This window comes from Xanthomonas sp. 3058 (genome assembly GCF_014199765.1).
GTDB lineage: Bacteria > Pseudomonadota > Gammaproteobacteria > Xanthomonadales > Xanthomonadaceae > Xanthomonas > Xanthomonas campestris_B.
This window is the reverse complement of the sequence record NZ_JACHOF010000022.1, coordinates 40,173-66,455: the sequence shown is the minus strand read 5'-3', so window position 1 is coordinate 66,455 and position 26,283 is coordinate 40,173. Positions and strand designations below refer to the sequence as shown.

Below are 26,283 nucleotides of genomic sequence, written 5' to 3'. Positions count from 1 at the left end.
GCCCATTCTTCGTCGGAGATATCGGTCGGATATGGCTTACGAGGCTTCATCCGCATACGTTAGCGTGACAAGAGCAAAGTTCATAACACGCTCTAGGCATCAATTGGCTCTGCGCCGAACAAGATGATACCAAGCGCCTTCCGATTGGGAGAACCAACGGCCGGTGCGATCCCAGGAAATGCATATGCCGTAAAGCTAGGCTTCCCTTTGCTAATAAATTCTAATAATCGTTTTCGGTGATCGAGTATTGTATCGGCTGACAAGCTGTCCGCTTGTGCATTCGTCAATGTCGGAACGACGAACGTGACAGCAATCTTTCGATCAAACTTGTCTCCGGACTCTACCGAGCGGGCAGCATCATTGATTGAACGCTCGGAGGCTTTAGTAAGCCGAGTTGTCGACGAGGATGTAAGTGCGACTCTTAGAAACTTTGCTTCGATCTCGTGGTGACGCTTGTCCCGCCAAATTCTTAGATCAGATCGACCTTGGTATATCTCGTCACTATCAGTTTTTGCGTACTTATCGGAGCGGCACTCTTCTAAAGCGACCCATCCGTTCGCAGTTGCTGCGGCCGCAAGAAGGCCAACGTTCGTTCTCTCTTTGTACGAATAGACGGCATGTTTCTCTCCCGTGACCCGATGGACGCGCTCGACCAAGAAAACCCATTGTTCCAGCAACTCGCGCCAATAGCCGTAGCGGCGTCTTGTCTTAACGCTTCGCATCAATTGTTCCTTTGATGGACCCAACGGTTCAATTAAAGCAGAAACTTGAGCAGATTGACTTCCAAAAGATGCTCTCTGCCTTGCTCAACATTGTTTCTTCCCCCTGAAGAAATGTGTGGCTTTGCGGCTGCATTAATACTGCGTGCCTTGATCCTCGCCGAGTTTTTGGATTGCGTCAATGCGCTTGCGCGAGTGATCGTTGGCTTTATCGGCTTTGCTCTCATCCGCCCTTCGGGCACCTTCTCCCGCGTGCGGGAGAAGGGATTGGTGAGTTTGGTTATGGGATGTTTTTTGTCGTTGGCGCGGGGGTTGGGGTTGGTAGCGACAGCTTATTGTTGAGGTCGGTGATCTCTGCGGTGTTGCCATCGGTGATGACGCGTAGTTGCACGGCTTTTAGGTTTGCGGCGTTGGTTAGCGGCAGGCGCACCTGTGTGGTGATTGGCTGCAGATCGCGTGGCGCGGCAAGCGCCGGAAACCCTACCCGCGCCAACTCTTTCCCATGCCCATCCTCCAACACCACAAACCCGGCAGGTGCATCGGCGTGGCCGAGGCTATGCACCGTCACCTCAATGGCATCTGCGGTCACACGCACATCGCCGTGGCCGATGCCCAGGTCCGGGCGTAGTTCGACCGGGGTGGTGGCTGCGATGCGCTCGAGCTGCAGGATGGTGGTGCGGCCTGCGGGGAAGTCGATGTCGATGGAGGCGCTTTTTTCGAAAGCGCGCTCTTGCGTCTTGGCGCTGCTGTCGAGCTTGCCGTCATTGCCTTTGCTCACGCCCTGGGTGATGCGCCATTGGCCTGGGGCGACATTCCAGCCGGTCATGCTGGCGCGCTGCGCCTTGTTGGAGGTGTTGTAGGCGATGACGGTGAAGCGATCTTGCTGGGGCGCGGGAATGGCGATGGCGACCTGGGTCGCCGCTTCTGGATCGGCGAAGCGCCAGCTCACGGTGTGGCCGGGGTAGGTCTGGTTGCGCTTGAGGGCCACACCGCCCAGGCGTGCGCGTTGCAGGTTGACCGTGGGGGATTCCACGCGGTCGCTCCACCAGTGGCCTTCGGTGTTCATGTAGAAGTTCTGCAGTTTCTCCCGCGCCTCGCTGCGGTAAATGGCGGCGAGATACTCGAGATTGCCGGTCTGCTCCCAGGCGACATGGTGCGGGAAGTCCGGGGCGCTGCCGTCGTCCTTGTTGGCGGCATCGATGAGCTTGCCGCTCCAGTCGCTGCGCTTGCCCATGACATTGAGGAAGTTTTCGTTGAGCAGGGAGAGGCCGTTGGGGCCGCTGTTGGCCACGCGGTAGTCGATGGGCTTGAGATAGCGCTGCTCGCCGGTGAAGCGGTAGGCGGCCCAGAAGGTGTGCAAGGTGTCGGCGCCGCCGCTGCCTTCGAACAGTTCGCCGCCGCGGGTTTTGCCGGTTTGCCAGTTGATCTCGTTGGGCAGCGCCCAGTTGCCCTTGGCGTTGGTGTAGGCGTGGGCGAGATAGCCATCCGCTAACCCGGTGACGATGCGGCGGCTGTTGGGGTCGGCGTTATAGCCGCCCAGCAGGATGGCCGGGTGCACGATGGGGAAGGAGTACGGTTTTTGCCATTGCCAGTTGGGCTCGCGGTAGACGGTGCGGCCGCCGAACCAGTTGCTGGCAAACAGCAGGTGGCCTTGCGGGTTGACCTGGATGATGGTGTCGAAGGCCTTGACGGTTTCCATCAGGCGCTCGACGGTGCGCGGGTCGCCCCAGTTGAGGTACAGCAGGGCGCTGTTGAGGTTGATGCCCTCCTCATACGAATGCAGTTCGTCGGTTTCGATGGTGGACAGGCCGTTGGTGAACATGCCGTTGCGGTAGTTGGCATCGGACAGCGCCAGCATGGAGGCGTTGAGGAGGTCCGGGTCCACGCCCATCAGGGCGACGCCGGGCCATTGCTGCACCAGGTCCGAATCGTCGGAGATGCCGCCGCCGAAATCGCCGTAGGCCACCTGGCGCTGCTCGATCCACCAGCGGATGTAGCGGCGGGTGGCGCTGAGGTCTTGCAGCTGCCAGAACGCCCAGGCGGGCACGCCCTTGGGCACGGTGGGCATCTCGACAGGCAACTCGCCCTGGTTGGCGTAGCTGATGTCGTTCCAGTACTGGCGGCCGAGGGCGTGGTCCGGGTCCACGCGCAGCAGGTCGGTGATGTCGGCATCCAGGCGCTTGTAGAGCAGCTGGCGCTTGGAGGTGGTGTGTTCTTCCACCAGAAAGCCCCAGTTGTCCTTGACCTGGTTGAAGCGGTCGGCGACGTGCTCTGTGATGGCCTCGGCGCGCGGCTTGAACACCAGCTGCAGCTGGGTGCCGTCGAGCGCGTTGGCATCGAAGCCGGGCGCGGCGGCGGCGATGCTGAGCATCAGGCTGTCGTTGCTGAGGATTCTGTCGCGCAGGTCCAGCCACAGCGTGCGGGCCTGGCCGGGGGTAACCGCGACCGAGACATCGATCATGTCGCGCGCGGGCCAGATGGGGTCCTTGATGCGGATGTTGAGCGGGATGCTGCCGTTGTGGGTGGCCGGCAGGTTGAGCGCCGGCAGGGTGATGGCGATGCCGTCCAGGCCGTCGTGCATGTTCTCCCAGCCGTAGGACCAGCTGCGCATCAGCGCCTGGTCCGGCGGCGGGTCGCCCAGGCTGGAGGGCACCAGGATGTGCACGATGGGCTGCTGCGCGCTTGCCGCGGCCTTGTCGCTGGGGCGCTTGCGCGCCGGTGCCTTGGTGGGCAGCGCGATCACGGTCTGGCGCTCGCCGGGCGGGTAGCGGCCGGCGATGACATCGCGCAAGGGTGCGAGGTTGTCGTAGTCGGGCTGGATGTCGCTGCGCACGGTGTAGCTGAGTTGCGCGCTGCCTTTGGGTACCTCGCCCGGTTGCACGTTGTAGGCCCAGATTTCCTGGATGGGGGTTTCCTGCGCGGTGTTGGCAAATCGCAGGGTGCCGCTGCGGCGCTCGGGGAACTGGTCCACGCTGCGCACCACGCCCTGGCTGCGCGCGAACAGCGGCTGCGCCTGTGCGTTGGGCGCGGCGTAAGTGGCCTGGCCGTAGGCGGCGCCGCGCAGTTCGATGCGGTTGAACGGTTCGTCCGGCAGGGTGAGGTCCAGCGCCTTGCCGCCTTCGACATAGGTGTTCCAGTCCGGCAGCTGGAAGTAGTCGTCGCGCCCGGGCAGGCGCGAGCGGTTGTAGACGCCGGGCCAGGTGGTTTCGGCGATGCCGTCGGTGGCCTTCCACATCCATTGCTTGAGGTCGCGTGCATCGGCGAACTCTACCTTGCGGATGCGGGTGACCGGTGCGTCCAGCAGTGGTGGTGCGTGGCCGTTGTCCCAGCCGAAGCGGTGCAGGAAGGCGGCGTGTTGCGCGTTGCCGGTGGGTGCTTCAGCGGTGGCGGGCTCCTGCAGGCGTGCCAGCGCGGCGGCGCCGCTGGCGTCGAGCATGCGGTCGTAGATGCGGATCTCGTCGAAGTCGCTGCCGCGTAAAAAGTTGTAGCGGCTCTGCACCTGGTGCGGCGACATCACGCGGCCAGCCAGGCCGAACTGGTCCAACGCGGCATCAAAGTCGAGCGCGCCGCCGTTGGCGCAAGGCGCACCGCAGTCCACGCGTGCGGCTTCCTTGCCATCGACATACAGGCGCACGCCGCGGGTTTCGTCCCAGGCAAACGCAATGTGGGTCCAGTCGCTGGCAGCCGGGGCCTTGTCGAGCTTGAAGGAGACGCGGGTGCGCGCCAGGTTGGCGTCGGTGACGAAGGCATCGAAGCCGTGGCCGTTCCAGTCGATGCGCAGCCAGGCCATGTCCCAGCTGGTGTGGTCGGCGTAGCCGACACGGAAGATCACGAATGGCGCCTCGCCCACCGGGTAGCGCGAACGCCAGAAGAAGCTCAGCGTGCCGCGTTGGGTGTAGAGATTACCGGGCGCATTCCACGACAACACGCCGTCATCGGCCCATTCGATGGCGTTGCCGCGCTTGCCGGTGGGCACCAGGGCGATCTTGTCGCGGAAGTTGGGCACACCGTCACCACGGGCCACATCGGCCTGCAGGCTGCGGTCGGCCGAGACCCGGAACAACAGCTCCGGCGCGGTGGTGGTGGCCGCGCTCACCGGCAGCGCGATCAGGCACAGCATTCCCAACAAAACCTTCGACACGCTCACCTCGTCTTATTCGAAACGCAAAACAGTCACCGCACGCGTGGCGCGATGGCCAGGACACCGTGACACACCGTTGGCTATGCGCCGGCTGGAAATTCGCCCCTCAATCCCGTACCCGGCCGGGCGTTGTGCAACGGATGGACCACGCGGTGCGCGCCGGCATTGCATCACGTCGGTCAACACCACACCCTCCCGGTTGTCATACAACAGACGCTGATTCTGTAGGCGTTGGGCACGCGCCCACAATGCGGCATGCAGCGGCATGACGCGGTTTTCTGTCCTTGCGGGTTTGCCGGGTGGACGTGTCGATGTTCCTGGCTCAGGCCAATGCGATGCGGCCGTTGCTGCGCACGGATGCAGGCGATCGCCACACGTACGCGTCGGTGCAAACGGATCTGCATGCTGCCTGGTCCTCCACGGCACTGGCGGCGAACCTGCGCGGTCTTGCCACAGGCCAGCGGTGTCGAACCCACGTGGCTGATGCGACGCCTGCACGTGTTATCCGCCGCTCCATGAGCGCACCATCGCATCGCCTAATGGTCCGAATGCGCGCCACCCGCGGCGATCGACCGAAAGAAAAAAGCCCGCTGCGCGTACACGCAGCGGGCCGGCAACCCTTAGTACTTGTAGCGCAGGCCCAGCAGGTACTGGCGGCCGGTTTCGGTGTACTGCAACGGCAGCTGGCCGGTCCGCGGCGACGACACCCATTCGTCGGACGCTTCGTTGGTGAGGTTGATGCCTTCCAGGCTCAGCTCCAGCTGCTTGCTGATCTTGTAGCGCAGCGAGGCGTCGATCATGGTGGTGCCGGTCATGCCGTGCACGCCATCCACATTGAACCCCGCTTCCGTGCCGGGGGCCTGGGTCAGGTAATCGTCGCGGTTGGTGGCCGAGACGCGGCCTGCGAAGCTCTCGCCCTCGTAGAACAAGGTCGCATTCCACGACGAGCGCGACAGCCCGGTCAGGTCGTTCTTCATCACCGGTGCGCCGGTGCTGGCCAGGTACTGGATTTGCGAATCGACCCAGGTGTAGTTGAGCTGCACGCCCAGGTTGGCCCACTTGCCCGGCAAGAAGGTGAATGGCTGGACATAGTTCGCTTCCACGCCCTTCAACTCGCCGCCGGGCGTATTCAACGGAATACTGAAGGTGAAGTCGTCGTTGACGGTGGCGCCGGTGCCATCCAGCAACGAAACCGGCAGGCCACTGCTGGAATACGGGCGGACTTCGCGTGCGGTCTGGATGAAGCTTTCGATGTCCTTGTAAAACACGCCCACACCGAGCATCGCGCCTTCGTTGAAGTACCACTCCAGGCCGAGATCGACGTTGGTGGCTTCGATCGGATCCAGATCCGGGTTGCCGCCGGCCACGGTGCGTGCACCACCGGCCACCGCCACGGTCACGCCGGGCGTCAGACTGCCCAGGCCGGGACGCGACATCACCTTGGCCGCGCCCAGACGCAGCAACAGGTCGGGGGTGAGCTCGGCGACCAGGTTGAACGAGGGCAGCGTGTTGTTGTACTTGCGACCGACCGTGGTCAGCGACGGAACGTTATTGATCAACGCATAGCCGGTGGACTCCTGCTCGGTACGCACATAGCGCACGCCGAAGTTACCCGACAACGGCAGCGAGCCCAGATCGGTAGAGAATTCGCCCATCAACCAGACGCCGCGATCCTTTTCTTCGACACTGCGGCTGTTGTTGACGCGCGGTGCTACAGCATAGGTGCCGGTGTTGCTATAGATGCCGAGCTGGTCGGCCACTGCATCCAGATTGGGCACTACCCAGTTGGACGGGCTGCCATTGATGCCCTTGAGCCCAGCCTGCTGGGTCAGGTCAGTCGGCACGATCCTGGTGCCGTCGGCGAAGGTGGGCACGGCCAATTCATTGGCGCGGCGCAGCTCGACGGTACTGAAGGTGTAGTCCTTGGCCAGCACGCCGCCCTTGAGGCGGAAACCCGGGCTGATGTTCCAGTTGAAGTCGATCTGCGCGGTGTCGAAGTCGTTGTCCACCGACTGCGGACGCAGACGGATCTCGGCCAGTTCCCAGCCGGCGGGATTGGTCGGGTCGATACCGTAATTCAGCACCGGCGCGCGATTGTTGCCACGGTAGTCGTAGCTGTACCCGTCGACGTCGTACTTGTCCATGATGATGGTGGTCTGGATCGGGTTCTCGTGCGCCGAGCGCGAGGTGCCGATGCGGCCGGACATGGAAAAGGCATCGTTGAAGCGGTGCTCCAGATCCAGGCTGACCTGCTTGAACTCGGTGTTCCACTCGTCGTGGCGGTTCTCCGAACGGATATCGACGTTGTCGAATTCGCCGTAGACCAGTGCGTTGTTGCGGATCTCGCCGTTGCGCACGATGGTGGCCGGCTTGCCGTCGCGCTCGGGCCGGCGCGGGGTCAGGCCATCGCGGTTGCGGCTGAAGGAAATCGCCTCGATATAGCGCTCATCGCGCTTGGCATCGATCTTGGAGTACAGCGCATCCAGCGACACGGTGGTGCGGTCGGTCGGCTTCCACTGCAACGACCCGGTGACGCCCAGGCGCTGCTGGTCGTGTTCCATCTGCACGTAGCGCGGGAATCGCGGGTGGTACACGTCCGCCGAACGCGCGGCGGCGAACGGCGAGGCCGCACTGAAGTTCCCGTTGCTCGGACCATTGGCCCAGCGGCCGGTGTTGGAGCCTTCCTCCAGCACCTGCCGCTCGGTGTAGGCCACCGACAGCAAGGCGCCGAAGGTGTTGTCGGCCCAGGTATTGGCGATCAACGCGGCCACACGCGGGTTGGCCTTCTCGGCCATGGCGTTATAGGCGGCCTGGCTGCTGGCGGCGAAGGTGAAGCCGTTGTAGTCGAACGGACGCGCGGTACGCAGGTCGACGGTGGCGCCGAGCGAGCCTTCTTCCACGTCGGCCGAGGCGGTCTTGCGCGCGATCAGCTGCGAGAACAGGTCCGAGGCGAACACATTGAAGTCGAAGCCACGGCCGCGGTTGGTACCGCCGCTCTGGTCGCCGGCGCCGACGGTGGTCAGCGCTTCCATGCCGTTGATGCGCACGCGGGTGAACTCCGGGCCCAGCCCGCGCACCGTGATGGCACGGCCTTCGCCGGCATCGCGGGTGATGACCACGCCGGGGATGCGTTGCAGCGATTCGGCCAGGTTGAGGTCGGGGAACTTGCCAATGTCCTCAGCGACAATGGCATCGACCACGCCGGCTTCGCCGCGCTTGATGTCCAGGGCCTTTTCGACCGAGGCGCGGTAACCGGTCACCGTGACGGTGTCCAGGTCGACGGCCGGTTCGGCGGGTGACTGTGCAACGTCTTGTGCCGCCACGTGGCCGCTCAGCGCCAGGCCGATCGACAATGCCAGCAAGGTAACCGGTGTCTTCCGGTTGGTGGTCCGAAATTGCATGTCCTCCCCTCCCAAGGGTCCATGAACAATGTGAAATAGCGGGATGTGAGCGGCAATGACACCGCTGGTCAAAACGACGTTACCAGCTGAATCACTCGGTAACATCTTGCAGCGCAGCAGAAAACGGCAGCGAATTTGCCGAAAAGGGGTGCAAGGGGTCACTGCACGTCGCATCATGGTCATGTCAGCTGGTGGCCAGTGCCAGCCAAAATGACACCGATGGTCATCCCAATGCGCGACGGTCCCCCATCCCGTGGCGCACCACATAGCCGAGGTAATTGCCACATGAGTCGTGCCCGTATCCTGTGCTTTGGAGAGTTGCTGTTGCGCCTGGGGGCGCCCGGTCATGAACTGCTGTTGCAGCAGCCTCGGCTGGATGTGCATTGCGGCGGCGCGGAGGCCAATGTCGGCGTGTCGCTGGCGCATTTCGGCCACGACGTAGCCATGGTCAGCACGGTGGCGGACAACGCCCTGGGTGCCGCCGTCCTGGGCGAATTGCGGCGGCACGCGGTGGATACCCGAAATGTACGACGCGTAGACGGCCGCATGGGGCTGTACTTCTTGACCACCGGTGCCATCCATCGACCCAGCGAAGTGGTCTACGACCGTGCCGACTCCGCGTTCGCGCTCGCGCCGGCCGATGCGTACGACTGGTCGAGCCTGCTGCAGGGCGTGCAGTGGCTACATCTGTCCGGGGTCAGCCCGGCGCTGGGTGCCGATGTCGCGCAGGCCACGTTGGCGGCGGCACGCGCCGCACGTGCGGCCGGGGTCAAGGTGTCGTTCGACGGCAATTACCGTCCGAAGTTATGGCAGCGCTGGCAGGGCGACGCGCGCGGCATCCTGCATGCGCTGTTCGCGTGTGCGGATGTGGTGTTCGCCGACTACCGCGATATCGGCGTGGTGCTGGGCGGCGAGTTCCCGCAGGACACGCTGGAAGCGCGCGTGGAAGCGGCCGCGCGGCAGGCGTTTGCGGCGTTCCCGCAACTGCAGTTGATGGCCTGCACCCAGCGCGTGGCGCACAACGTGGACCACCACAGCCTGGGCGCGATGCTGGTGCCGCGCAGCGGCGAGGTGGCGCGCGCGCCGAGCGAGGAACTGACACCGATCATCGACCGCATCGGCGGCGGCGACGCGTTTGCCGCCGGCGTGCTGCACGGCCTGATCGAAGGCTGGCCGCTGCAGGACACGGTGCGCTTCGGCCTGGCCGCCGGCTGTTTGAAGCATTCGATCCCCGGCGATTTCAATCCGCTGTCGGTGGCCGATGTGCAGGCCTGTGTGGGGGATGCGCGGTTTGATGTGAAGCGGTGAATCGGGAATCGGGAATCGGGAATCGGGAATCGCAAGAGCTTAAGGGCGCTGGCTTTCGGCGCTCTTTCCCAGTTGGTTGCCTGCAAAGCGCGATGCGCTCAGGGCCGATGCGCCTGCGGGCGGCTGGCAGATGCCTGCTAGGTGTTGTTCGCTGCGCTCATGCGCTCAGGCAGGCGCGCGGGCGCGGCGTTTGTTGGTGATCCAGTTGAGTGCTGCGCCCAGCACCACCACGCAGAGCGATGCCGGTACGCTGAAGAACAGCGTGATCAGCAGTGCATGGTTCCAGGGCGGTGCAGAGGCGTCCTGCATGACCACGGTGCAGACGACGGCCGTGGTGATCAGCAGATTGGCAATTGCCTTGAGTGACCCGTGCAACCTGACGAACCGCAGCACGACGGCGCACGCCACACTGACCAGAACAGCCAGCACCAAAAATCCGATCAGTTTGTCCATTGGGAGCTGGGATTCGGAATTAGGGATTAGGGATTCGTAACATCAGCTCAGCAAGACAACCGGCATCGCGTGCCGGTCGTCCTTGACGCAAAGCAGTTCGGGTCCGCGGAAGACCAGCAATGCAGCAACCCACCGCTGTTGCGAATCCCAAATGCCGATTCCCGACTCCCTGCTCTCAGTTCACCCCAACTCGATGCAGTCGAACGTTACGTCCGTCTCCACATCGGCGTCGTAGTCCACATCGTCGCGCTCGAAGCCGAACAGCTTGAGGAACTCGTGCTTGTAGCCGGCATAGTCGGTGAGTGCGAACAGGTTCTCGGTGGTGACCTGCGGCCACAGCGCCTTGCAGGCGTCCTGTACGTCGTCGCGTAGCTCCCAGTCGTCCAGGCGAAGGCGGTTTTCGTCGTCCACCTCGGCGCGCTGGCCGTCTTCGCGGTACAGGCGCTCGCGGAACAGGCGGTCCAGCTGGTCGATGGTGCCTTCGTGCAGGCCCTTTTCCTTCATGATCTTGTAGACCATGGAGATATACAGCGGCATCACCGGGATGGCGGCGCTGGCCTGGGTCACCACCGACTTGAGCACCGCCACATTGGCGCTGCCACCGTGGGCGCCCAGACGTGCATTCAAGCGCTGCGCGGTGTGGTCCAGATCCACCTTGGCCTTGCCGAGCGCGCCGTGCCAGTAAATCGGCCAGGTGATTTCGGTGCCGATATAGCTGAAAGCGACGCTGCGCGCGCCGTCGGCGAGCACGCCGGCACCTTCCAGCGCGTCGATCCACAGTTCCCAATCCTGCCCGCCCATCACGGTGATGGTGTCTTCGATCTCCTGCTCGCTGGCCGGCTCGATCGAGGCCTGGATGATGGTGTCCTTGTTGGTGTCGATGGCGGTGGCGGTGTAAGTGTTGCCGATCGGCTTGAGCGCCGAACGCTTCACTTCGCCGCTGCCGGGCAGCTTGCGCACCGGCGAAGCCAGCGAATACACCACCAGATCGACCTGACCGCCCATCTCGGTCTTGATCAGCTCGATGACCTGCGCGCGCGCCGCATCGGAGAACGCATCGCCATTGATCGACTTGCTGTACAGGCCTGCGGCCTTGGCGTGTTTGTCGAACGCGGCGGAGTTGTACCAGCCGGCGGTGCCGGCCTTGGTGGCGGTGCCGGGTTTTTCGAAGAACACACCCAGCGTATCGGCACCGAAGCCGAAGGCAGCGGTGATGCGCGACGCCAGGCCGTAACCGCTGGACGCGCCGATCACCAGCACCTTCTTCGGGCCGTCATTGCGCACGCCGCGCGCACGCGTGGCGGCGATCTGCTCAAGCACATTGCGCTCGCAGCCAAGCGGATGCGTGGTGGTGCAGATGAAGCCGCGCACTTTGGGATGGATGATCAACGTGTACTCCTCGTCAGCAAGATGCTGGCCGCATCTTAATCGCTGGCTTGCCGGCGAAACAGCCTGAGGCACAACACACGCTGCTGTATGGATGCGCGTGAAGACGCCCGATATCGCCTCGTCGCTCGCGGCACCAGGCAGGCATCGTCAGCGCATAGACGCGAACGAACAGCGATCGCCATCGATTTCCTGCCCGACGCCTGTGCTATTTTTTGCGCCTGCCGTGCCGTGCCTGGCCGCGCCTGAGGGCGATCGTCGAGGCCCCTTCAACCGTGCGACCGGTATCCGAGCGAATGTCTCTTCGAAGCGAGCGCGTCACGCAGCTGGGCTCTGTGCCACGGTTCCGGCTTGGCCCGTTGCTGGTCGAGCCGGAACGGCTGGCGCTGATCGCCGACGGCCAGACCATCGCGCTGGAACCGCGCATGATGGAGGTACTGATCGCGCTGGCCGAACGCGCTGGCGACGTCGTCAGCGCCGAGCAGCTGTTGATCGAGGTCTGGCACGGCAGTTTTTACGGCGACAACCCGGTGCACAAGACCATCGCCCAGCTGCGCCGCAAGCTCGGCGACGACAGCCGCCAACCGCGCTACATCGAAACCATCCGCAAGCGCGGGTATCGGTTGCTGCCCAAGGTCGTGTTTCCCGACGATTATCGCGGTGCGGTGCTGGGCGCACAGGCATGGACACACGGCAACCCGTATGTGGGATTGCAGGCGTTCGATCCCGCGCATGCACAGGTGTTCTTCGGCCGTAGCCACGCCATTGCGCAGGTGCTGGCCGCACTGCGCGCGCAATTGCACAGCCAACGCGGACTGGTGCTGGTCAGCGGTGCCAGCGGCTGCGGCAAGACCTCGCTGCTGCGCGCCGGCGTGGTGCCCTTGTTGTCGCAACCCGGCGGCCTGGATGGCCTGGAAGCGAGCGCAGTGGCGTACTGCAACCTGGCGCAATGCCGTGGCGGCGATGTGCTCGATACGCTGGCGCGCGCACTCGGCGACTGGGCACCGGGCGAACGCGCGGTGTTTTCGCCCGCGCAAATGGCGCTGCTGCCGGCGTGGCTGCAGCAGCCTGCCCCGTTGCATGCGGCCATTGGCGAGGCGATGCGGCACAGCGCTCCGGCACGCGACAGCACACACACACAACGTCATCTGCTGCTGGTGATCGACCACGCCGAAGCGCTGGTGGCCACGCCCGGCATCGACAACGCCGACCGGCTCGCATTGGCGGCTGCCTTGCAGGCGTTATGCAGCAGCCCGCACGTGGCGGTGTTGCTGCTCACCCGCAGCGACTTCTATCCGCGCCTGATCGAGGCAGTGCCGCAGCTCGTCGAGCTCAAACGCGGCGACGGCCATGTGGATCTGTTGGCGCCACGCGATGGCGAGATTGGCCAGATCATCCGCGTGCCGGCGGCCATGGCCGGGCTGCGCTTCGAAGAAGATCGCGACAACGCCAGCCGTCTGGACGATGTGCTGCGCGATGCCACCGCACGCCAGCCCGATGCCTTGCCGCTGTTGCAGCACTTGCTGCATGCACTGCACACGCAGCGCAACGACGATGGCCTGCTGACCTTCGCCGCCTACCGCGCAATGGGCGGACTGGAAGGCGCACTGGCGCATCATGCAGAGCACACGTTTCGCGCATTGCCGGTCGCCGCGCAGGCGGCGCTCGGCGAGGTGCTGACGCTGCTGAGCGTGATCCACCCCGACAGCGATGCGGTGACCGCACGGCGTGCGCTGTGGTCGGCCTTGCCCGATGCCGGCGCCACACGCGTGCTGGTGGAAGCGTTCGTGCATGCGCGCCTGTTCGTCAGCGCGTTGGTGGCCGGCGAGCCGGGGTTTGCGGTCGCACACGAAGCCTTGTTGCGGCAATGGCCGCGCGCGGCCGAGTGGATCCATGAAAACCGTCGCCTGCTGCAGGCGCGCAAACGTCTGCAGCAGGCCGCGCACCGCTGGGCTGCCGACGGCCGGCGCACCGATCATTTGCTCAATAGCGGCCGCCCGCTGAGCGAAGCCCGCGAGGCGGCGCGGTGGATGCCGCAGGATCTGGATGCGCTGGAGCATACGTTCCTGCACGCCTGCGAGCGCTCGCAACGGCGGCGCCGTGGCCTGTATGCCACCGCTGCGACGCTGTTGGTGATGTTGGCAAGCGCGTCGCTGCTGCTCGGCTGGCAGGCACGTCATGCCCAGCAGCTGGCCGAACAACGCCGCGACCAGGCGCAGCGCCTGGTGAGCTACATGCTGGGCGAGCTGGCAGAGCAATTACGCACGGTAGGCAATCTCAAACTGCTCGACAGCGTGGGCAGCCGCGCACTGCGTTATCTGGAAGACCTGCCCGACGCGGGCATGGCGACGGGTGATCTGATCAACCACGCGCGCGCCCTGCGCACCACCGGCGAAGTGCTGATGAATCAGGGCAAGCTGGATGAGGCGCATGCGGCATTTACGCGTGCCGCCGCTGCAGCCGAGCAAGCGCGCGCACGTGCCCCCGATGCGCTGGATGCGCAGGCGGAAACCGGCCAGGCCGCGTACTGGCTGGGGTATCTGGCGTACCAGGGCAAACAGCTGCCAGTGGCACGCAGGTACTGGTCGCACTATCTGAGCGCCTGCGAACACCTGGTGCGGGTGGCGCCGCACGATCCTCGCTGGCAGTTGGAGTTGTCGTACGCGCTCAACAATCTCGGCACGCTGTCCAACAGCGAAGGCCAGGCGACGGCGGCGATCGGTTTTTTTGCGCGCTCGATCGCGCTCAAACGCCAGGTGCTGGCGCGCACGCCGGATAACGCCGCAGTGCGCTACGAATTGATCGATAGTCTGTCCTGGCTGAGCTCTGCACAGGAAGCGCAAGGGCTGCTGGCCCCCGCAGAGCAGGGATATCGCGACCAGATCGCGATGCTGCGTGCCTTGGTCGAGCAAGACAGCGAGGCGCACGCCTGGCAGCGGCGCCTGGCCGGCGCATTGATCCGCACCTCCACGCTGGCACTGGCGCGTGGTCATCTGGCGCAGGCGCAGGTCGATGCGCAGGACAGCATTCGCATGCTGACGCCGCTGGTGGCGCTGCAACCGGACAACCTCGCCTGGCGCCGCGATCTGGCGCATGCCCATGCACAGTCCGGGTGGGTCGCGGCGCTGGACGGTCAGGCCGGCCCGGCCGAACGGCAGCTCGATCAAGCCCGCCTGACCATGGCCGGGTTACTGCAACAGGCCCGGCCGCTTCCCGAATGGCAATGGCTGGACGCCATCATCGCCTTGCGCCTGCACCACGTGCGCAACCCGGTCGCCGCTGGCGGCCTTGCGCCGATTCTCGCGCGACTGGAGACCTTGCACCGTGCCAGGCCCGACGAGCTGATCGGTATTTCGGCGTTGGCGCAGGCGCTGGTCTGGCACGGCGAACAACGCGCTGCCGTCGGCGACGCTGCTGGCGCGCGCGCGGCCTGGCAGCGCGCGGTGACGCTCATGGGCCACGACATCGGCAGCAGCCGCGACAAGAACCTGCTCGACCCCTGGATTCGCGCGCAGGTGCACCTGGGTCAGCGCCCCGTTGTTACGCAACAGCTCGGATGGCTGTATCAAGCGGGCTACCGCCACCCGGGATTCGTCTCCCTCTACGCCCCGCTTTTCAAGGAACAGGACAAGTCATGACGGACTTCAAAATCAAGCTCACCGTGGCACGCGTGGGATTTGGCGGTAACACCGGTGCTGGCGAATATTTCTACAGCTTCGCCCCGGATCTGCTGATTGTGGACAAGACCGACCGGGCCTCGACACTGTTGTACTACTTCGATGAAGAGGTGGTGCCCAAGCACTTCAAGATCCGGAGCCTGCTCAGTTCCGATGCGCTCAAGCAGATCGGCACGCCGGTGATCGGTGCCGATGGCCGCAGCGTGCAGGTGAGCAACGCCAATAGCGTGCCGACATTGATCTTCTTGACCATCATCGTCGAAGACGAAAGCCGCAAGGACAAGAAGACCTGGTTCAGCTGCGACCCGCAGGTCGGCAACGATCCGCAAATCACGCCGTAACCCAAGGTCGCGTCAACACGCATGCCGAGGAGTCACCGTGCCTGACGGTTCGCTGCCGGGCACGGTGCTGCGATGTTTTCGGCGGAGGGTGTGCCATGTGCAACGCATGTGCCAGCTGCAGCCGGCCACCGATGGCGAAAGGTTGCGATCGCTGCGCCGCGCGAAGCGCTGTCGGCTTCAGGAACGCCCTGCATTGGCATGCGGCGCCAGAGCACCAATCCCCATCGACACGCGTCTGCGTATATGCAGGCGCTTAGTTGGTGTCCCTGACGTACCTATCGATCGCCTTGGGCGTGAGGGAAATCAAGCGACCGGCAGGAAATCTGGAAATCACGTAGTTGTCTGGCGCATCGCTTCTGAATGGCACATCAAATGTCGACACCAGAATACGCGCCCATCCTTCGGGGTAGGTCGTGCCGCTGACATGCACAACACTCATCGACGGCCACTGCACTTGTTGTTTTGTCTGCGGATCTGTCAGGTCAGCCGAGCCAATCAGGATACGACGCGATTGGAGCGGAGCGGGTTTGTGACGTTCTGCAGGCACAAGTTTGAAGCTATAGGTGCCAGTCTCAGGGTAATTCAACTCGATGATCGATGCCGGCGACGCCACGGTGAGGTGAAATTCTTTCTCGTACCCGGCGTTGTTTGACTTCGCGCTTTCTAGCAGACGCCACTCGCGCTCGGCGATCGGACGCGTCAACACGATAACCGCGCCCCCTTGTTCCAGCATCGGCGAATCGACGGTCACAATCAATCGCGATGACAACCTCGGCTGCTTTGCACAGCCGGTAGTGCCCATGAGCAAGAACGCAAGCAAGAACACCGCGCAGCCAACCCGATACCTGTGCATGTCACGTCCTCAACGCTGCGTGTCAACGTGGCCGATCCATAAGCCTGCGTCTTTATACGTTCTTTCGCTTTGCTTGTGTCGCTGCGCGCACCGCGCTTATCGACCGATTCTGCAAGGTGGCCGTCCCGCTCCGGTTTCAATGCAAAATCGCCATCGCGCGCATCAACCGCGATGCCTCCTGCGCCGGGCGACAATCAAACTGGCAGTGGCTCATCCCAGGCAAATACGCGGGCGAGGCGGGATGCCGGCCGGCGCGTCTGCCATTCCCGCAACGCATCGCGCTGCCGACGCGTACAGCCTGTCGTCGCGCTCGGTTGCATGGCTGAAAACCACCTTGATCTGGCCACGGGCTGACCCTGCGACGAGCCTGCCGTTGCCATTGCCTGCGCCGCGATGGTCGCCGCCTTTGCCTGGCTCACACACCAGAGCTTGCCCGCAATCGTCCTGATCCAGGCGCCCGATCAACACGGTTGTGGGCAAGCGATTGCAGACGTAGGCGGCGGCCCCCTGCACTGCCGACTCGCATCCCACGACGCCCCGTCGATCGCGTTCGGCCACCGGCAGGGTCTGCAACGCCGCCCGCGGCCAGCTGCGTGGCAGTTCGGCCTGGGTCGGTGCTACCCAGGCGCTGGCGGGCAGCACGGCGATCAACACCAACAACGACCGGACCAGGCGCATGACGGACTCCGCAACAGACCGGAGCGCGGCGCGTCCCCGAGCGACCTCGGTGGCCGCCGGACCACCTTCACGCTTGGCCGGGTGCCTGACCTGACGGCAACCTGACGGTTGCTGCTCCCGCCTGACGGCGCTAGAAAATCAGTTATAGATCAGCATGATGGACAGAGACCGGGCAGCGGCCTCGGGGCGATCCAGCAGGCGACACAACGCTGGTGTCCTGCTGACGCTCACCCAACCGATCGACATGCCGGGTGCTGTCATCGACGGGAGCGCCCGGCGCAGCCCCTCCGGCAGCGAGCGGTACCACCTCCCGGCCGGCCGAGCTCATCCATTCGCTGGACCTGTTTTTTTTCCGCCGGGGCGTCGGTTCCCTTTACCGGAAGCCAGGGAGTGCTCGGCGGGTGCGCCTGGGAGATCTGACCTTGCACGCAAGGCCGAGCGTGGCGCGGCGCGCTTTCGGAAGGCCGCTTTCAACATTCAACACGATGTTGTCGGGCTTGTCGGCTGCGGTGTCCTGGAAGCGCAGCATCTGCTCGGGGGTGGCAGCGTCCAGGACGCGCACGCCCTGGTACCGGCCGCCATCGAGCAGGGCGATGAACAGCGTTGAGAGATCATTGACGCTGGTGCGCACGCCGCCGGCCGGGGAGCGGGTCACTGCGTACGGCGGGATCGGTACGCCCACGCCCAACGGGCTCACATACGGCATGGCGTGCACGCCGGCCGGCAGGTCGGTCAGATGCCAGGCAGTGTGCTGCATGCCCAGCGGCGCCCTCCGTCCGTGACGTGGGTGCTGCGGATGCACCGCGTGGCCGGCGCTGGCACTGCTGGCCGCCGCTGCCCATGCAGGCTTGCGGTCTGCCTATGCCGAGACCAGCGTGATGCCACCAAAGCGCCTGGCACCGACCAAACGTCCCAGCGCCGGCGGCGGAGGCGTTGCGGTGCATGGTCTCGCACCCGCGTCCCTGCATGGGGTGCAGGACTGCCGCGCCAGCACACGGCAGCAAGCTACCCAAGCGCCGATCGCCTTACACTCAGCGGCTACCCGCAGCTGCCGTTCGTCTTCGATGATCATTTCTGCCGCTTCCGATTACCGCGCCGCCGCACAGGCACGCTTGCCGCCGTTCCTGTTCCACTACATCGATGGCGGCGCGTACGCCGAGCACACCTTGCGGCGCAACGTCTCCGATCTGGCCGATATCGCGCTGCGCCAGCGGGTGCTGCGCAACATGTCCGATTTGAGCCTGAGCACGGAACTGTTCGGCGAAACCCTGGCGATGCCGGTGGCGCTGGCGCCGGTCGGGCTCACCGGCATGTACGCACGCCGTGGCGAGGTGCAGGCGGCGCGCGCGGCGGCCGCGCGCGGCATCCCGTTCACCCTGTCCACGGTGTCGGTGTGCCCGATCGAGGAAGTGGCACCGGCGATCGAGCGGCCGATGTGGTTCCAGTTGTACGTTCTCAAGGACCGCGGCTTCATGCGCAACGCGTTGGAGCGCGCCAAGGCGGTCGGGGTGACCACGCTGGTGTTTACCGTGGATATGCCCACGCCGGGCGCGCGCTACCGCGATGCGCACTCGGGCATGAGCGGGCCCAACGCATCGCTGCGTCGCATGCTGCAGGCGGTGACGCATCCGCGTTGGGCCTGGGATGTGGGTTTGCTGGGCCGCCCGCACGACCTGGGCAATATCTCCGCGTATCGCGGCAGTCCGACCGGCTTGCAGGACTACATCGGCTGGCTGGGCGCCAATTTCGATCCCTCCATCTGCTGGAAAGACCTGGAATGGATCCGCGAATTCTGGACCGGGCCGATGGTGATCAAAGGCATCCTCGACCCGGACGATGCGCGCGATGCAGTGCGCTTCGGCGCCGACGGCATCGTGGTGTCCAACCATGGCGGCCGCCAGCTCGACGGCGTGCTGTCCAGCGCACGCGCGTTACCGGCGATTGCCGATGCGGTGAAGGGCGATCTGAAGATCCTTGCCGACTCGGGCATCCGCAGCGGCCTGGACGTGGTGCGCATGCTCGCGCTGGGCGCCGATGCGGTGCTGCTGGGGCGTGCGTTCGTCTATGCGCTGGCCGCCGATGGTCAGGCCGGTGTGGAGAATCTGCTGACCCTGATCGAGCGCGAGATGCGCGTGGCGATGACCTTGACCGGCACCCATTCGATCGCCGAGATCAGCAGCGATGCGTTGAGCCGGGTGACGCGGGAGAGTGCGGTTTCGCTCTGACGGGCTTCGCATCTGGAATCGGGATGCGTCGGTGGCAGAGAGGATGATCTGCGGCTTGTCTGCAGGGCCCTTGCCGCCCACCCTCGCGGGACACGCTGCAAGTACATCCATGTAGCTCTTACGCGACGGTGGGCGGGCAAGGACCTGGCGAGATGGTCGGAACGCTTGGTCAAGCGCTGTGCGTGATGCGCACCTGATTGAATCCATCAGAGTGAATAACGACGCATTGCAAGCGACGGTCATGCGCATGTGCACGCCGCGCACAGAATCTGCGGCGACGAGTAGTCCATGCCGATTCGGAGCGCCAGTCGCGTCGTAGGGTTGTTGACAGCTCTTAGTTGTTATCGTCGCCCGTGGGCAAATACTGCCGCAACGCTAGCACCGATTCCCAAGGATCCTGGCGTTGACGCTTGGCACGTTGCAATGCCTTGTCCATCGGGAAGGCGTCCGGGCCGCTGATCTTGCCGAGTTCTTCCCAGCGCAGCGGCACCGCGACGGTGGCTTTTTCGCGCGCGCGCAGCGACCACGAGCACACACTGGTGTTGCCGCGCCCGTTGCGCAGCCAGTCGACGAAGATCACGCCGTGGCGCTTGGCCTTGCTCATGGTCGCCACGTAACGATCCGGCGTGTGCGTTGCCAGTGCCTGTGCAAACGCTTCGCAGAAATCGCGCGCCTGCTCCCAGCCTGCCTCCGGCACGATCGGCACCACCACATGCAATCCCTTGCCACCGGACAGGCGCACCGCGCTCTCCAGCCCAGCGCTGCGCAGCTTGGCGCGGATATCGCGCGCGGCAGCCACCACGTCGGGCCAGGACACGCCGTCGCCAGGGTCCAGATCGAACACCAGCCGATCCGGATGCTCCGGGTCGTCGATCTGCGCGCCCCAGGGATGCAATTCCAGCGTGTTCATCTGCACCAGCTCCAGCAGGCCGGCAGCATCTTCGAGGTAGATGTAATCCTCGGTGCCGCTCTTTTGCTGCAGCGGAATCGCCTTGATGTTCGCGCCCAGGTGGCGGCCCTCATGCTTCTGGAAGAAGCAATCGCCACCGGCGCCATCGGGGCAGCGCAACAGCGACAACGGGCGGCGCGCGATCTCTGCCAGCACCAGCGGCGCCACTGCACGGTAGTAGTCGGCAACATCGCCCTTGCTGATGCCAGCTGCGGGGAACACCACGCGCTCGGGATGGGTGATGGCGACGCCGTCGCGGGTGGTGGACCCCTTTTTCGAGGCTGCCGTGGGCGAGGGTACGGCAGGTTTCGCAACCGTCGAACGAACGCGTTTGCGCGTGGCGGTGGTCGATGCTGGCCGCGTTGTCTTCTGCGCGCGTTTTCCCGTATCCGCTGCAGTCGCCGCGACCGCACCTCCACGCGTGCTTGCCGCACGTGTGCGCGGCGCGGCGCGGTCGCCGCCCAACTCGGCCACGGGTTTGTCTTCGCGCAACCGCTTGAAGGCGGCTTGCCGCAGCAAGCCTTCCTTGGCCCAGCCGCGGAAGGCGACCTCGGCGATCAGCACCGGTCGTACCCAGTGCAGGTCGCGGGCGCGCGCGGGCAGATGCGCCGGCAATGCCAGCGTGGCGGTGTCGCAGTGCAGTGCCCGCAGTTGCTTGGCGATGCTGCCGAGCAAGGCATCATCGAAACCGGTGCCCACGCGCCCGACATAGCGCAGCGCCTCGCCATCGCGTTGCGCAAGCAGCAACGCGCCGAAGCCGCTGCGCGCCCCTTTGGGGTCGGTATAGCCGACCACCACAAACTCGTCGCTGTTTTCGTGCTTGGTCTTGATCCAATCGGCGCTGCGCCCACCGCGATAACCCGCCTCGGCGAGTTTGCTGATGATGCCTTCCCAGCCCTTGTCGGCGCTTGCCGCAAACACCGCCGGCCCCGATCCGATCACGTGGTCGCTATAGGCCAGCGTGTCGGGGGTAGCGCCCAATAATTCGCGCAACAGCTGCTTGCGCTGCAGCAGCGGTGTGTCGCGTAGATCCACTCCGGCGATGCCGAGCAGGTCGAACACGATGTAACGCAAGGCCTGCCTGACGCTGCCATCGAGTGTGCGTTGCAGCGCCGAAAAATCGCTACGTCCCTGTGCATCCAGCACCACCAGCTCGCCATCCAGGCGCGCGTCGCGCACCGGCAACGCCTGCACTGCACGCACCACGTCCGGGAAGCGCTCCGTCCAGGCCTGGTCGTTGCGTGAGCGCAGCTGCACATGGCCATCGACCATGTCGGCCAGCAGCCGGTAACCATCCCACTTGATCTCGTGCAGCCAACGGTCGCCATCCGGTGCCTGCTCGCGCAGCAACGTCAGCTGTGCGCGCAGCTCGGTGGGACATGGCGCATCGCGCGCACCGTCCACGGCCAATGCGCGGGTCCGCCATTGCTTCGAATCACTACCCCCTGAACGTTTGCGTTTGCCTGGCACGGTCGATGTCCTGGTGGTTGCCGTTGACGGCGGGCGCCGTGCATCGCTGGCCTTGACGCGTGCTGCAGCCGCCGAGGTCTTTGCCGCGTGCTGCGCCACCAGCGCGTCGGCATCCAGATCGGCCGCGTACGCATCGGTTCGCTTGATCAACAACCACTGCGGCTTACCGCCACGCATCTTGGTACGTACCAACGCAAACCCGCCGCGCAGGTGCGTGCCCTGCAGGTCGAATTCCAGCTTGCCTGCGTCCAGCGCCGCCACGACGTCGCCTTCGCAGTGCCAGTGCCCATGGTCGAACACGTCTACGTGCCCGGCGCCGTAATGGCCTTGCGGAATCTCTCCCTCGAAGCTGGCGTACGACAGCGGATGATCTTCCACCTGTACCGCCAGCCGTTTTTCGCCAACGCGCAGCGATGGGCCCTTCGGTACCGCCCAGCTCTTGAGCACGCCAGCGGCTTCCAGACGGAAGTCGTAATGCCGTGCACGGGCATGGTGCAGCTGCACCACGAAGATCGGCTGCTTGTTGGCGCGCGCGGGCATGCCGCCGGCAGGCTCGGGCGTCTGGTCGAAGCGGCGTTTGCTGTTGTAGTCGTGCAGCGTCATGGGCCCGGCCTAGCCTGCCTTGCGACGCGGCGCGGCTTTCGGCGCCGTCTTCCTGGCGGTCTTGCTGGCTGTCTTCTTGGTGGCTTTTTTTGTCGCTTTCTTGGCAGCACGCTTCTTGGCGGGCGCTGGCGTCGAGGCTGCAGCGCTGTTCTTCTTGGCCGGCGTACGCGTCTTGGCTTGCAGGCTCTTTTGCAGCAGCGACATGAAGTCGACCACGTTGGTGCTGGCATCTTCGTGCTGGGGCGATTCGACCTCCACCTTGGTGGTGCCGCCCTTGGCCTGGATCCGCTTGCGCAGAATCTGCTCGAGCTTGCCGCGGAACTCGTCGTGGTAATCCTCCGGCTGCCAGGTGCCGGACATCGACTCGATCAACTGCTTTGCCATCTGCTGTTCCTTGGGCGTGATGCGGTACTCGCCCACGGCCCCGGCCGGCAGTTTGAAATCCTGCGGGTCCACCACTTCCTGTTGATAGCGCAACAACAGCAGGATCAATGCATCGCCGTGCGGCATCACGGCGGCCAGATACTCGCGGGTGCGGATGACCACCTTTGCGATGCCCACCTTGCCGGTGTCGCGCAGCGTTTCGCGCAACAGCACATAGCCTTTTTCGGCCTTCTTGCCGGGCACCAGGATGTAGGGCTTTTCAAAATAACGCGGATCGATGTCGGCGGCGTCGACAAAGGTTTCCACTTCCACCGTTTCATGGCTCTCCGGCGAGGCGGAGCGGATGTCCTGTTCTTCGACGATGACATAGCTGCCCTTGTCGTATTCGAACGCCTTGACGATCTCCTTCCAGGGCACCTCGTCGCCGGTGTCGGCATTGACCCGCTCGAAGCGGATCGGCTTCTTGTCGCGCGAGTCGAGCATGCGGAAATGCAGATCCACCTTGCGCTCCCCCGACATCAGCGACACCGGCACATTGAGCAAGCCGAACGACAGGGTTCCGGTCCAGATCGGTCGTGCCATTGGTGTGTGACTCCGGGCTGTCGAGGGTAGCCCATAGCTGTAACGCGGCCACCGTGATCCATGCGTGAGTCATCGGCACGGTGCCACTGCATGCTCTTCACCCTGCGCGCGGTGAACTGCGCATCCATCTGGAATCTCAGGAGAACACCATGTCCCGCGACCCACTGCGCGACCAACCGACCCAACCCGGCGAACAGCACGGCAAGCGCGATGCCGAACACGACCAAGACCGTGGTGCAGGCAAGGTGCCAGACCAGCTGATTCCGGCCGATGACGACACCCCGGCCAGGAAGCCGGGCACCGCGCCATCGGCCGCAACAGACCGCTGAAAACACATAGCTGAAACAATGCGCAGGCCTGCCAGCCGCGCTGATCGGCCCTACGCCCGACCTGCCTCCTGCAATCGGGCGAACTCGTCATCGGCAAACAGGCGCGAGCGCACCAGAAAGCGCACGCCCTTGCCATTTTCCAGCGAAAACATGCCGCCACGCCCCGGCACAACGTCGATGATCAGCTGTGTGTGCTTCCAGTATTCGAATTGCGCCGCGCTGATGTAGAACGGCGCACCGCCGATCTCGCCCAGCAGCACGTCGCGATCGCCAACGATGAAGTCGCCCACCGCAAAACACATCGGCGAGGAACCATCGCAACATCCGCCGGATTGATGGAACAGCAGCTCGCCATGGCGCGTGCGCAGGGTGTCGATCAACTGCAAGGCCGCCAGCGTGGCCATCACCTGTAATGGCAGCTCGGTCTGTGTGGTGGTGTCGTGCATTGTCTCCCTCCGGCGACCACGTCAGGCCGCCATGTCGAGCACGATACGCCCCTCGATCGTGCCGGCGCGCATGCGGGCGAAGACATCGTTGATGTTGTCCAGCGTGTCGGTGGCCACCGTTGCGGCGACCTTGCCCTGCTCGGCAAATGCCAGCGATTCCTGCAGATCCAGGCGGGTACCGACGATCGAGCCACGCACGGTCACCCCATTGAGCACCATGCCGAAGATATCCAGCGGAAACTCGCCCGGTGGCAACCCGTTGAGCGACACCGTCCCGCCACGGCGCACCATGCCGATCGCCTGCTCGAACGCCTTGGGCGAGACCGCCGTGACCAGGGCACCGTGGGCGCCACCGATTTCCTTCTTGAGATACGCCACCGGATCGGTGGTGCGCGCATTCACCGTCACCGTGGCGCCCAGACGTCTTGCCAGCCAGCGGCGCGCCGAACTGACGCACCACTGCGGCTTTCATTGTCGTGTCCATGCTGCACTCCGCCCCGATAGTGCAGTCCACCCTAGGCGCCCTGGGGGCGCCGTGCCTTGATCGAGGTCAAATCGCGCGTAAGCGGTTCATAGTCAGCCGGCGCGGCGACCAGGCGCAACTGTGCCGGATGCATCGGTCATCGCAGTCGAGCGGCAACAGGCCCACGCATCAGAAGAACCCCAACGCCTTCGGCGAATAGCTCACCAGCAGGTTCTTGGTCTGCTGGTAGTGGTCGAGCATCATCTTGTGATTCTCGCGGCCGATGCCCGACTGCTTGTAACCGCCGAACGCGGCATGCGCCGGATACGCGTGATAGCAATTGGTCCACACGCGGCCGGCCTGGATCGCGCGGCCCATGCGATATAGGCGCGAGGCGTCGCGACTCCACACACCTGCGCCCAGGCCATACAAAGTGTCGTTGGCGATCGACAAGGCATCGGCCTCGTCCTTGAAGGTCGTGACCGACACCACCGGACCGAAGATCTCTTCCTGGAACACGCGCATCTTGTTGTGCCCCTTGAACACGGTCGGCTTGACGTAGAAGCCGCCGGCCAGCTCGCCATCGAGCGTATTGCGCTCGCCGCCGATCAACACTTCGGCGCCTTCCTGCTTGCCGATATCGATATAGGACAGGATCTTTTCCAGCTGCTCGCTGGAGGCCTGCGCGCCGACCATGGTATTGGGATCGAGCGGATTGCCCTGCTTGATCGCGGCAACGCGCGCCAGCGCTTTTTCCATGAACCTGTCGTAGATCGATTCCTGGATCAGCGCGCGGGACGGACAGGTGCACACCTCGCCCTGATTGAAGGCGAACAGCACAAAGCCTTCCACCGCTTTGTCGAGAAAATCGTCGTCTTCGGCCATCACATCGGCAAAGAAGATATTGGGCGATTTACCGCCCAGCTCCAGCGTCACCGGAATCAGGTTCTGGCTGGCGTATTGCATGATCAACCGGCCGGTGGTGGTTTCGCCGGTGAAGGCGATCTTGGCGATGCGCGGGTTGCTGGCCAGCGGCTTGCCCGCCTCCAGGCCGAAGCCGTTGACCACGTTGAGCACGCCCGGCGGCAATAGATCGCCGATGACTTCCATCAGCACCAGGATCGAGGCCGGCGTCTGCTCGGCCGGCTTCATCACCACGCAGTTGCCGGCGGCCAGGGCCGGTGCGAGTTTCCAGCACGCCATCAGCAGCGGGAAATTCCACGGAATGATTTGCCCCACCACGCCCAACGGTTCATGGAAGTGATACGCGATGGTGTCGCTGTCGATCTCGGAAATGCCGCCTTCCTGCGCACGGATCGCACCGGCAAAATAACGGAAGTGGTCCACGCACAACGGCACGTCCGCATTGAGCGTTTCGCGCACCGGCTTGCCGTTGTCCCAGGTCTCGGCATAGGCGAGCAATTCCAGGTTCTGCTCGATGCGGTCTGCGATCTTGAGCAGCACATTGGAGCGATCGGTGGTGGAGGTCTTGCCCCAGGCTTCTTTTGCCGCGTGTGCGGCATCCAATGCGGCTTCGATATCCGGCGCGGTGGAGCGCGCGATCGAAGTGAACACCTTGCCGTTGATCGGCGTGGTGTTGTCGAAATACTGGCCACTGTGCGGCGCAACCCACTTGCCGCCGATGAAGTTGTCGTAGCGCGGTTTGAAGATCGACTGCGGATCGGTATTGAGCGGTTTGGCAGAGGCAAGCGCGTTCATCATCATCTCCTGCGAAGTGGTCCGATGCGAACGTGTATACCCGGGCAAGTGCTAGCGCAATGTCATGTCACAAGCTGCTGCGCTGCGTCATTGCCGTAGTGCTTGCCAAGGTGACTGCTGGCCTGAAATGCGCTGCAATGCGTCATCGCGTGCAGC

The 26,283-nt window shown here is 64.3% G+C and carries 17 protein-coding genes and 1 pseudogene; 5 read left to right on the top strand and 13 right to left on the bottom strand.

Translation table 11 applies throughout. The annotated features are described in order from the left end of the window. Nucleotides 1-92 precede the first annotated feature (92 nt). The 3 genes from GGR61_RS18520 to GGR61_RS18510 form a co-directional block, all read right to left on the bottom strand. Nucleotides 93-722 carry a hypothetical protein gene (locus GGR61_RS18520; RefSeq protein ID WP_184623208.1) on the bottom strand — a complete coding sequence of 210 codons (630 nt, stop codon included), beginning with the start codon at nt 720-722 and terminating at the stop codon, nt 93-95. A 277-nt stretch (nt 723-999) separates the two neighbouring features. Continuing rightward, the gene (locus GGR61_RS18515; protein ID WP_184623218.1) at nt 1,000-4,839 is read right to left on the bottom strand and encodes a LamG-like jellyroll fold domain-containing protein; all 3,840 of its coding nucleotides are present in this window, start codon (nt 4,837-4,839) and stop codon (nt 1,000-1,002) included. A gap of 641 nt (nt 4,840-5,480) precedes the next feature. After that, entirely contained in the window at nt 5,481-8,261 is a 2,781-nt protein-coding gene (locus GGR61_RS18510) for a TonB-dependent receptor (RefSeq protein WP_184623206.1), read from the bottom strand. 285 nt (nt 8,262-8,546) lie between these two features. Here GGR61_RS18510 and GGR61_RS18505 point away from each other — a divergent pair, with 285 nt between their 5' ends. Then, the gene (locus tag GGR61_RS18505) at nt 8,547-9,569 is read left to right on the top strand and encodes a sugar kinase (RefSeq protein ID WP_184623205.1); all 1,023 of its coding nucleotides are present in this window, start codon (nt 8,547-8,549) and stop codon (nt 9,567-9,569) included. Between the two features lie 165 nt (nt 9,570-9,734). Here the strand turns inward: GGR61_RS18505 and GGR61_RS18500 are convergent, their stop codons facing one another. Then, a complete protein-coding gene (locus GGR61_RS18500; RefSeq protein WP_184409602.1) occupies nt 9,735-10,022 on the bottom strand; it encodes a hypothetical protein in 288 nt (95 codons plus the stop codon). 180 nt (nt 10,023-10,202) lie between these two features. Further along, the gene (gene fabV, locus GGR61_RS18495; RefSeq protein ID WP_184623203.1) at nt 10,203-11,411 is read right to left on the bottom strand and encodes an enoyl-ACP reductase FabV; all 1,209 of its coding nucleotides are present in this window, start codon (nt 11,409-11,411) and stop codon (nt 10,203-10,205) included. Between the two features lie 293 nt (nt 11,412-11,704). Between fabV and GGR61_RS18490 the strand changes: the two genes are divergently transcribed. Both GGR61_RS18490 and GGR61_RS18485 read left to right on the top strand, forming a co-directional pair. Further along, nucleotides 11,705-15,046 (top strand): winged helix-turn-helix domain-containing protein, encoded by a 3,342-nt coding sequence (locus GGR61_RS18490; protein WP_184623201.1) that lies wholly within the window; start codon nt 11,705-11,707, stop codon nt 15,044-15,046. Beyond that, nucleotides 15,043-15,426, top strand: coding sequence for a hypothetical protein (locus tag GGR61_RS18485; protein WP_184409605.1), 384 nt, complete (start codon nt 15,043-15,045; stop codon nt 15,424-15,426). The genes GGR61_RS18490 and GGR61_RS18485 overlap by 4 nt, the downstream gene beginning before the upstream one ends. A 253-nt stretch (nt 15,427-15,679) precedes the next feature. Here GGR61_RS18485 and GGR61_RS18480 read toward each other — a convergent pair whose 3' ends face one another. The 3 genes from GGR61_RS18480 to GGR61_RS18470 form a co-directional block, all read right to left on the bottom strand. Then, a complete protein-coding gene (locus tag GGR61_RS18480) occupies nt 15,680-16,228 on the bottom strand; it encodes a hypothetical protein (protein WP_184623216.1) in 549 nt (182 codons plus the stop codon). 261 nt (nt 16,229-16,489) lie between these two features. Continuing rightward, nucleotides 16,490-16,957 carry a hypothetical protein gene (locus tag GGR61_RS18475; RefSeq protein ID WP_326520643.1) on the bottom strand — a complete coding sequence of 156 codons (468 nt, stop codon included), beginning with the start codon at nt 16,955-16,957 and terminating at the stop codon, nt 16,490-16,492. Between the two features lie 373 nt (nt 16,958-17,330). Continuing rightward, a complete protein-coding gene (locus GGR61_RS18470; protein ID WP_184623193.1) occupies nt 17,331-17,714 on the bottom strand; it encodes a hypothetical protein in 384 nt (127 codons plus the stop codon). A gap of 307 nt (nt 17,715-18,021) precedes the next feature. On the opposite strand from GGR61_RS18470, the gene lldD reads away from it, so the two are divergent. Further along, nucleotides 18,022-19,182, top strand: a complete 1,161-nt coding sequence (lldD, locus tag GGR61_RS18465) for an FMN-dependent L-lactate dehydrogenase LldD (protein ID WP_184623191.1) — start codon at nt 18,022-18,024, stop codon at nt 19,180-19,182. A gap of 334 nt (nt 19,183-19,516) precedes the next feature. On the opposite strand, the gene ligD is transcribed toward lldD, so the two are convergent. Together ligD and GGR61_RS18455 are read right to left on the bottom strand one after the other, a co-directional pair. Continuing rightward, nucleotides 19,517-22,204, bottom strand: coding sequence for a DNA ligase D (ligD, locus tag GGR61_RS18460; protein WP_184623183.1), 2,688 nt, complete (start codon nt 22,202-22,204; stop codon nt 19,517-19,519). Between the two features lie 9 nt (nt 22,205-22,213). Continuing rightward, the gene (locus GGR61_RS18455; RefSeq protein WP_184409610.1) at nt 22,214-23,170 is read right to left on the bottom strand and encodes a Ku protein; all 957 of its coding nucleotides are present in this window, start codon (nt 23,168-23,170) and stop codon (nt 22,214-22,216) included. A gap of 149 nt (nt 23,171-23,319) precedes the next feature. Here GGR61_RS18455 and GGR61_RS18450 point away from each other — a divergent pair, with 149 nt between their 5' ends. Beyond that, nucleotides 23,320-23,499, top strand: a complete 180-nt coding sequence (locus GGR61_RS18450) for a hypothetical protein (RefSeq protein ID WP_184623182.1) — start codon at nt 23,320-23,322, stop codon at nt 23,497-23,499. 50 nt (nt 23,500-23,549) lie between these two features. Here the strand turns inward: GGR61_RS18450 and GGR61_RS18445 are convergent, their stop codons facing one another. The 3 genes and pseudogenes from GGR61_RS18445 to adh all read right to left on the bottom strand — a co-directional run bounded on the left by GGR61_RS18445 (nt 23,550) and on the right by adh (nt 26,127). Continuing rightward, nucleotides 23,550-23,945, bottom strand: a complete 396-nt coding sequence (locus tag GGR61_RS18445; protein ID WP_184623180.1) for a DUF779 domain-containing protein — start codon at nt 23,943-23,945, stop codon at nt 23,550-23,552. A 21-nt stretch (nt 23,946-23,966) separates the two neighbouring features. Further along, nucleotides 23,967-24,386, bottom strand: a pseudogene (locus GGR61_RS18440) (zinc-binding dehydrogenase); the annotation flags it as partial. Nucleotides 24,387-24,597: 211 nt separating this feature from the next. Then, nucleotides 24,598-26,127, bottom strand: a complete 1,530-nt coding sequence (adh, locus tag GGR61_RS18435; protein WP_184623179.1) for an aldehyde dehydrogenase — start codon at nt 26,125-26,127, stop codon at nt 24,598-24,600. Nucleotides 26,128-26,283 lie beyond the last annotated feature (156 nt).

Coding starts and splice junctions, on each gene's coding strand:
- GGR61_RS18520 (WP_184623208.1), bottom strand. CDS start 722: ATGCGAAGCGTTAAGACAAGACGCCGCTACGGCTATTGGCGCGAGTTG.
- GGR61_RS18515 (WP_184623218.1), bottom strand. CDS start 4,839: ATGCTGTGCCTGATCGCGCTGCCGGTGAGCGCGGCCACCACCACCGCG.
- GGR61_RS18510 (WP_184623206.1), bottom strand. CDS start 8,261: ATGCAATTTCGGACCACCAACCGGAAGACACCGGTTACCTTGCTGGCA.
- GGR61_RS18505 (WP_184623205.1), top strand. CDS start 8,547: ATGAGTCGTGCCCGTATCCTGTGCTTTGGAGAGTTGCTGTTGCGCCTG.
- GGR61_RS18500 (WP_184409602.1), bottom strand. CDS start 10,022: ATGGACAAACTGATCGGATTTTTGGTGCTGGCTGTTCTGGTCAGTGTG.
- GGR61_RS18490 (WP_184623201.1), top strand. CDS start 11,705: ATGTCTCTTCGAAGCGAGCGCGTCACGCAGCTGGGCTCTGTGCCACGG.
- GGR61_RS18485 (WP_184409605.1), top strand. CDS start 15,043: ATGACGGACTTCAAAATCAAGCTCACCGTGGCACGCGTGGGATTTGGC.
- GGR61_RS18480 (WP_184623216.1), bottom strand. CDS start 16,228: ATGGGCACTACCGGCTGTGCAAAGCAGCCGAGGTTGTCATCGCGATTG.
- GGR61_RS18475 (WP_326520643.1), bottom strand. CDS start 16,957: ATGCGCCTGGTCCGGTCGTTGTTGGTGTTGATCGCCGTGCTGCCCGCC.
- GGR61_RS18470 (WP_184623193.1), bottom strand. CDS start 17,714: ATGCAGCACACTGCCTGGCATCTGACCGACCTGCCGGCCGGCGTGCAC.
- lldD (WP_184623191.1), top strand. CDS start 18,022: ATGATCATTTCTGCCGCTTCCGATTACCGCGCCGCCGCACAGGCACGC.
- ligD (WP_184623183.1), bottom strand. CDS start 22,204: ATGACGCTGCACGACTACAACAGCAAACGCCGCTTCGACCAGACGCCC.
- GGR61_RS18455 (WP_184409610.1), bottom strand. CDS start 23,170: ATGGCACGACCGATCTGGACCGGAACCCTGTCGTTCGGCTTGCTCAAT.
- GGR61_RS18450 (WP_184623182.1), top strand. CDS start 23,320: ATGTCCCGCGACCCACTGCGCGACCAACCGACCCAACCCGGCGAACAG.
- GGR61_RS18445 (WP_184623180.1), bottom strand. CDS start 23,945: ATGCACGACACCACCACACAGACCGAGCTGCCATTACAGGTGATGGCC.
- adh (WP_184623179.1), bottom strand. CDS start 26,127: ATGAACGCGCTTGCCTCTGCCAAACCGCTCAATACCGATCCGCAGTCG.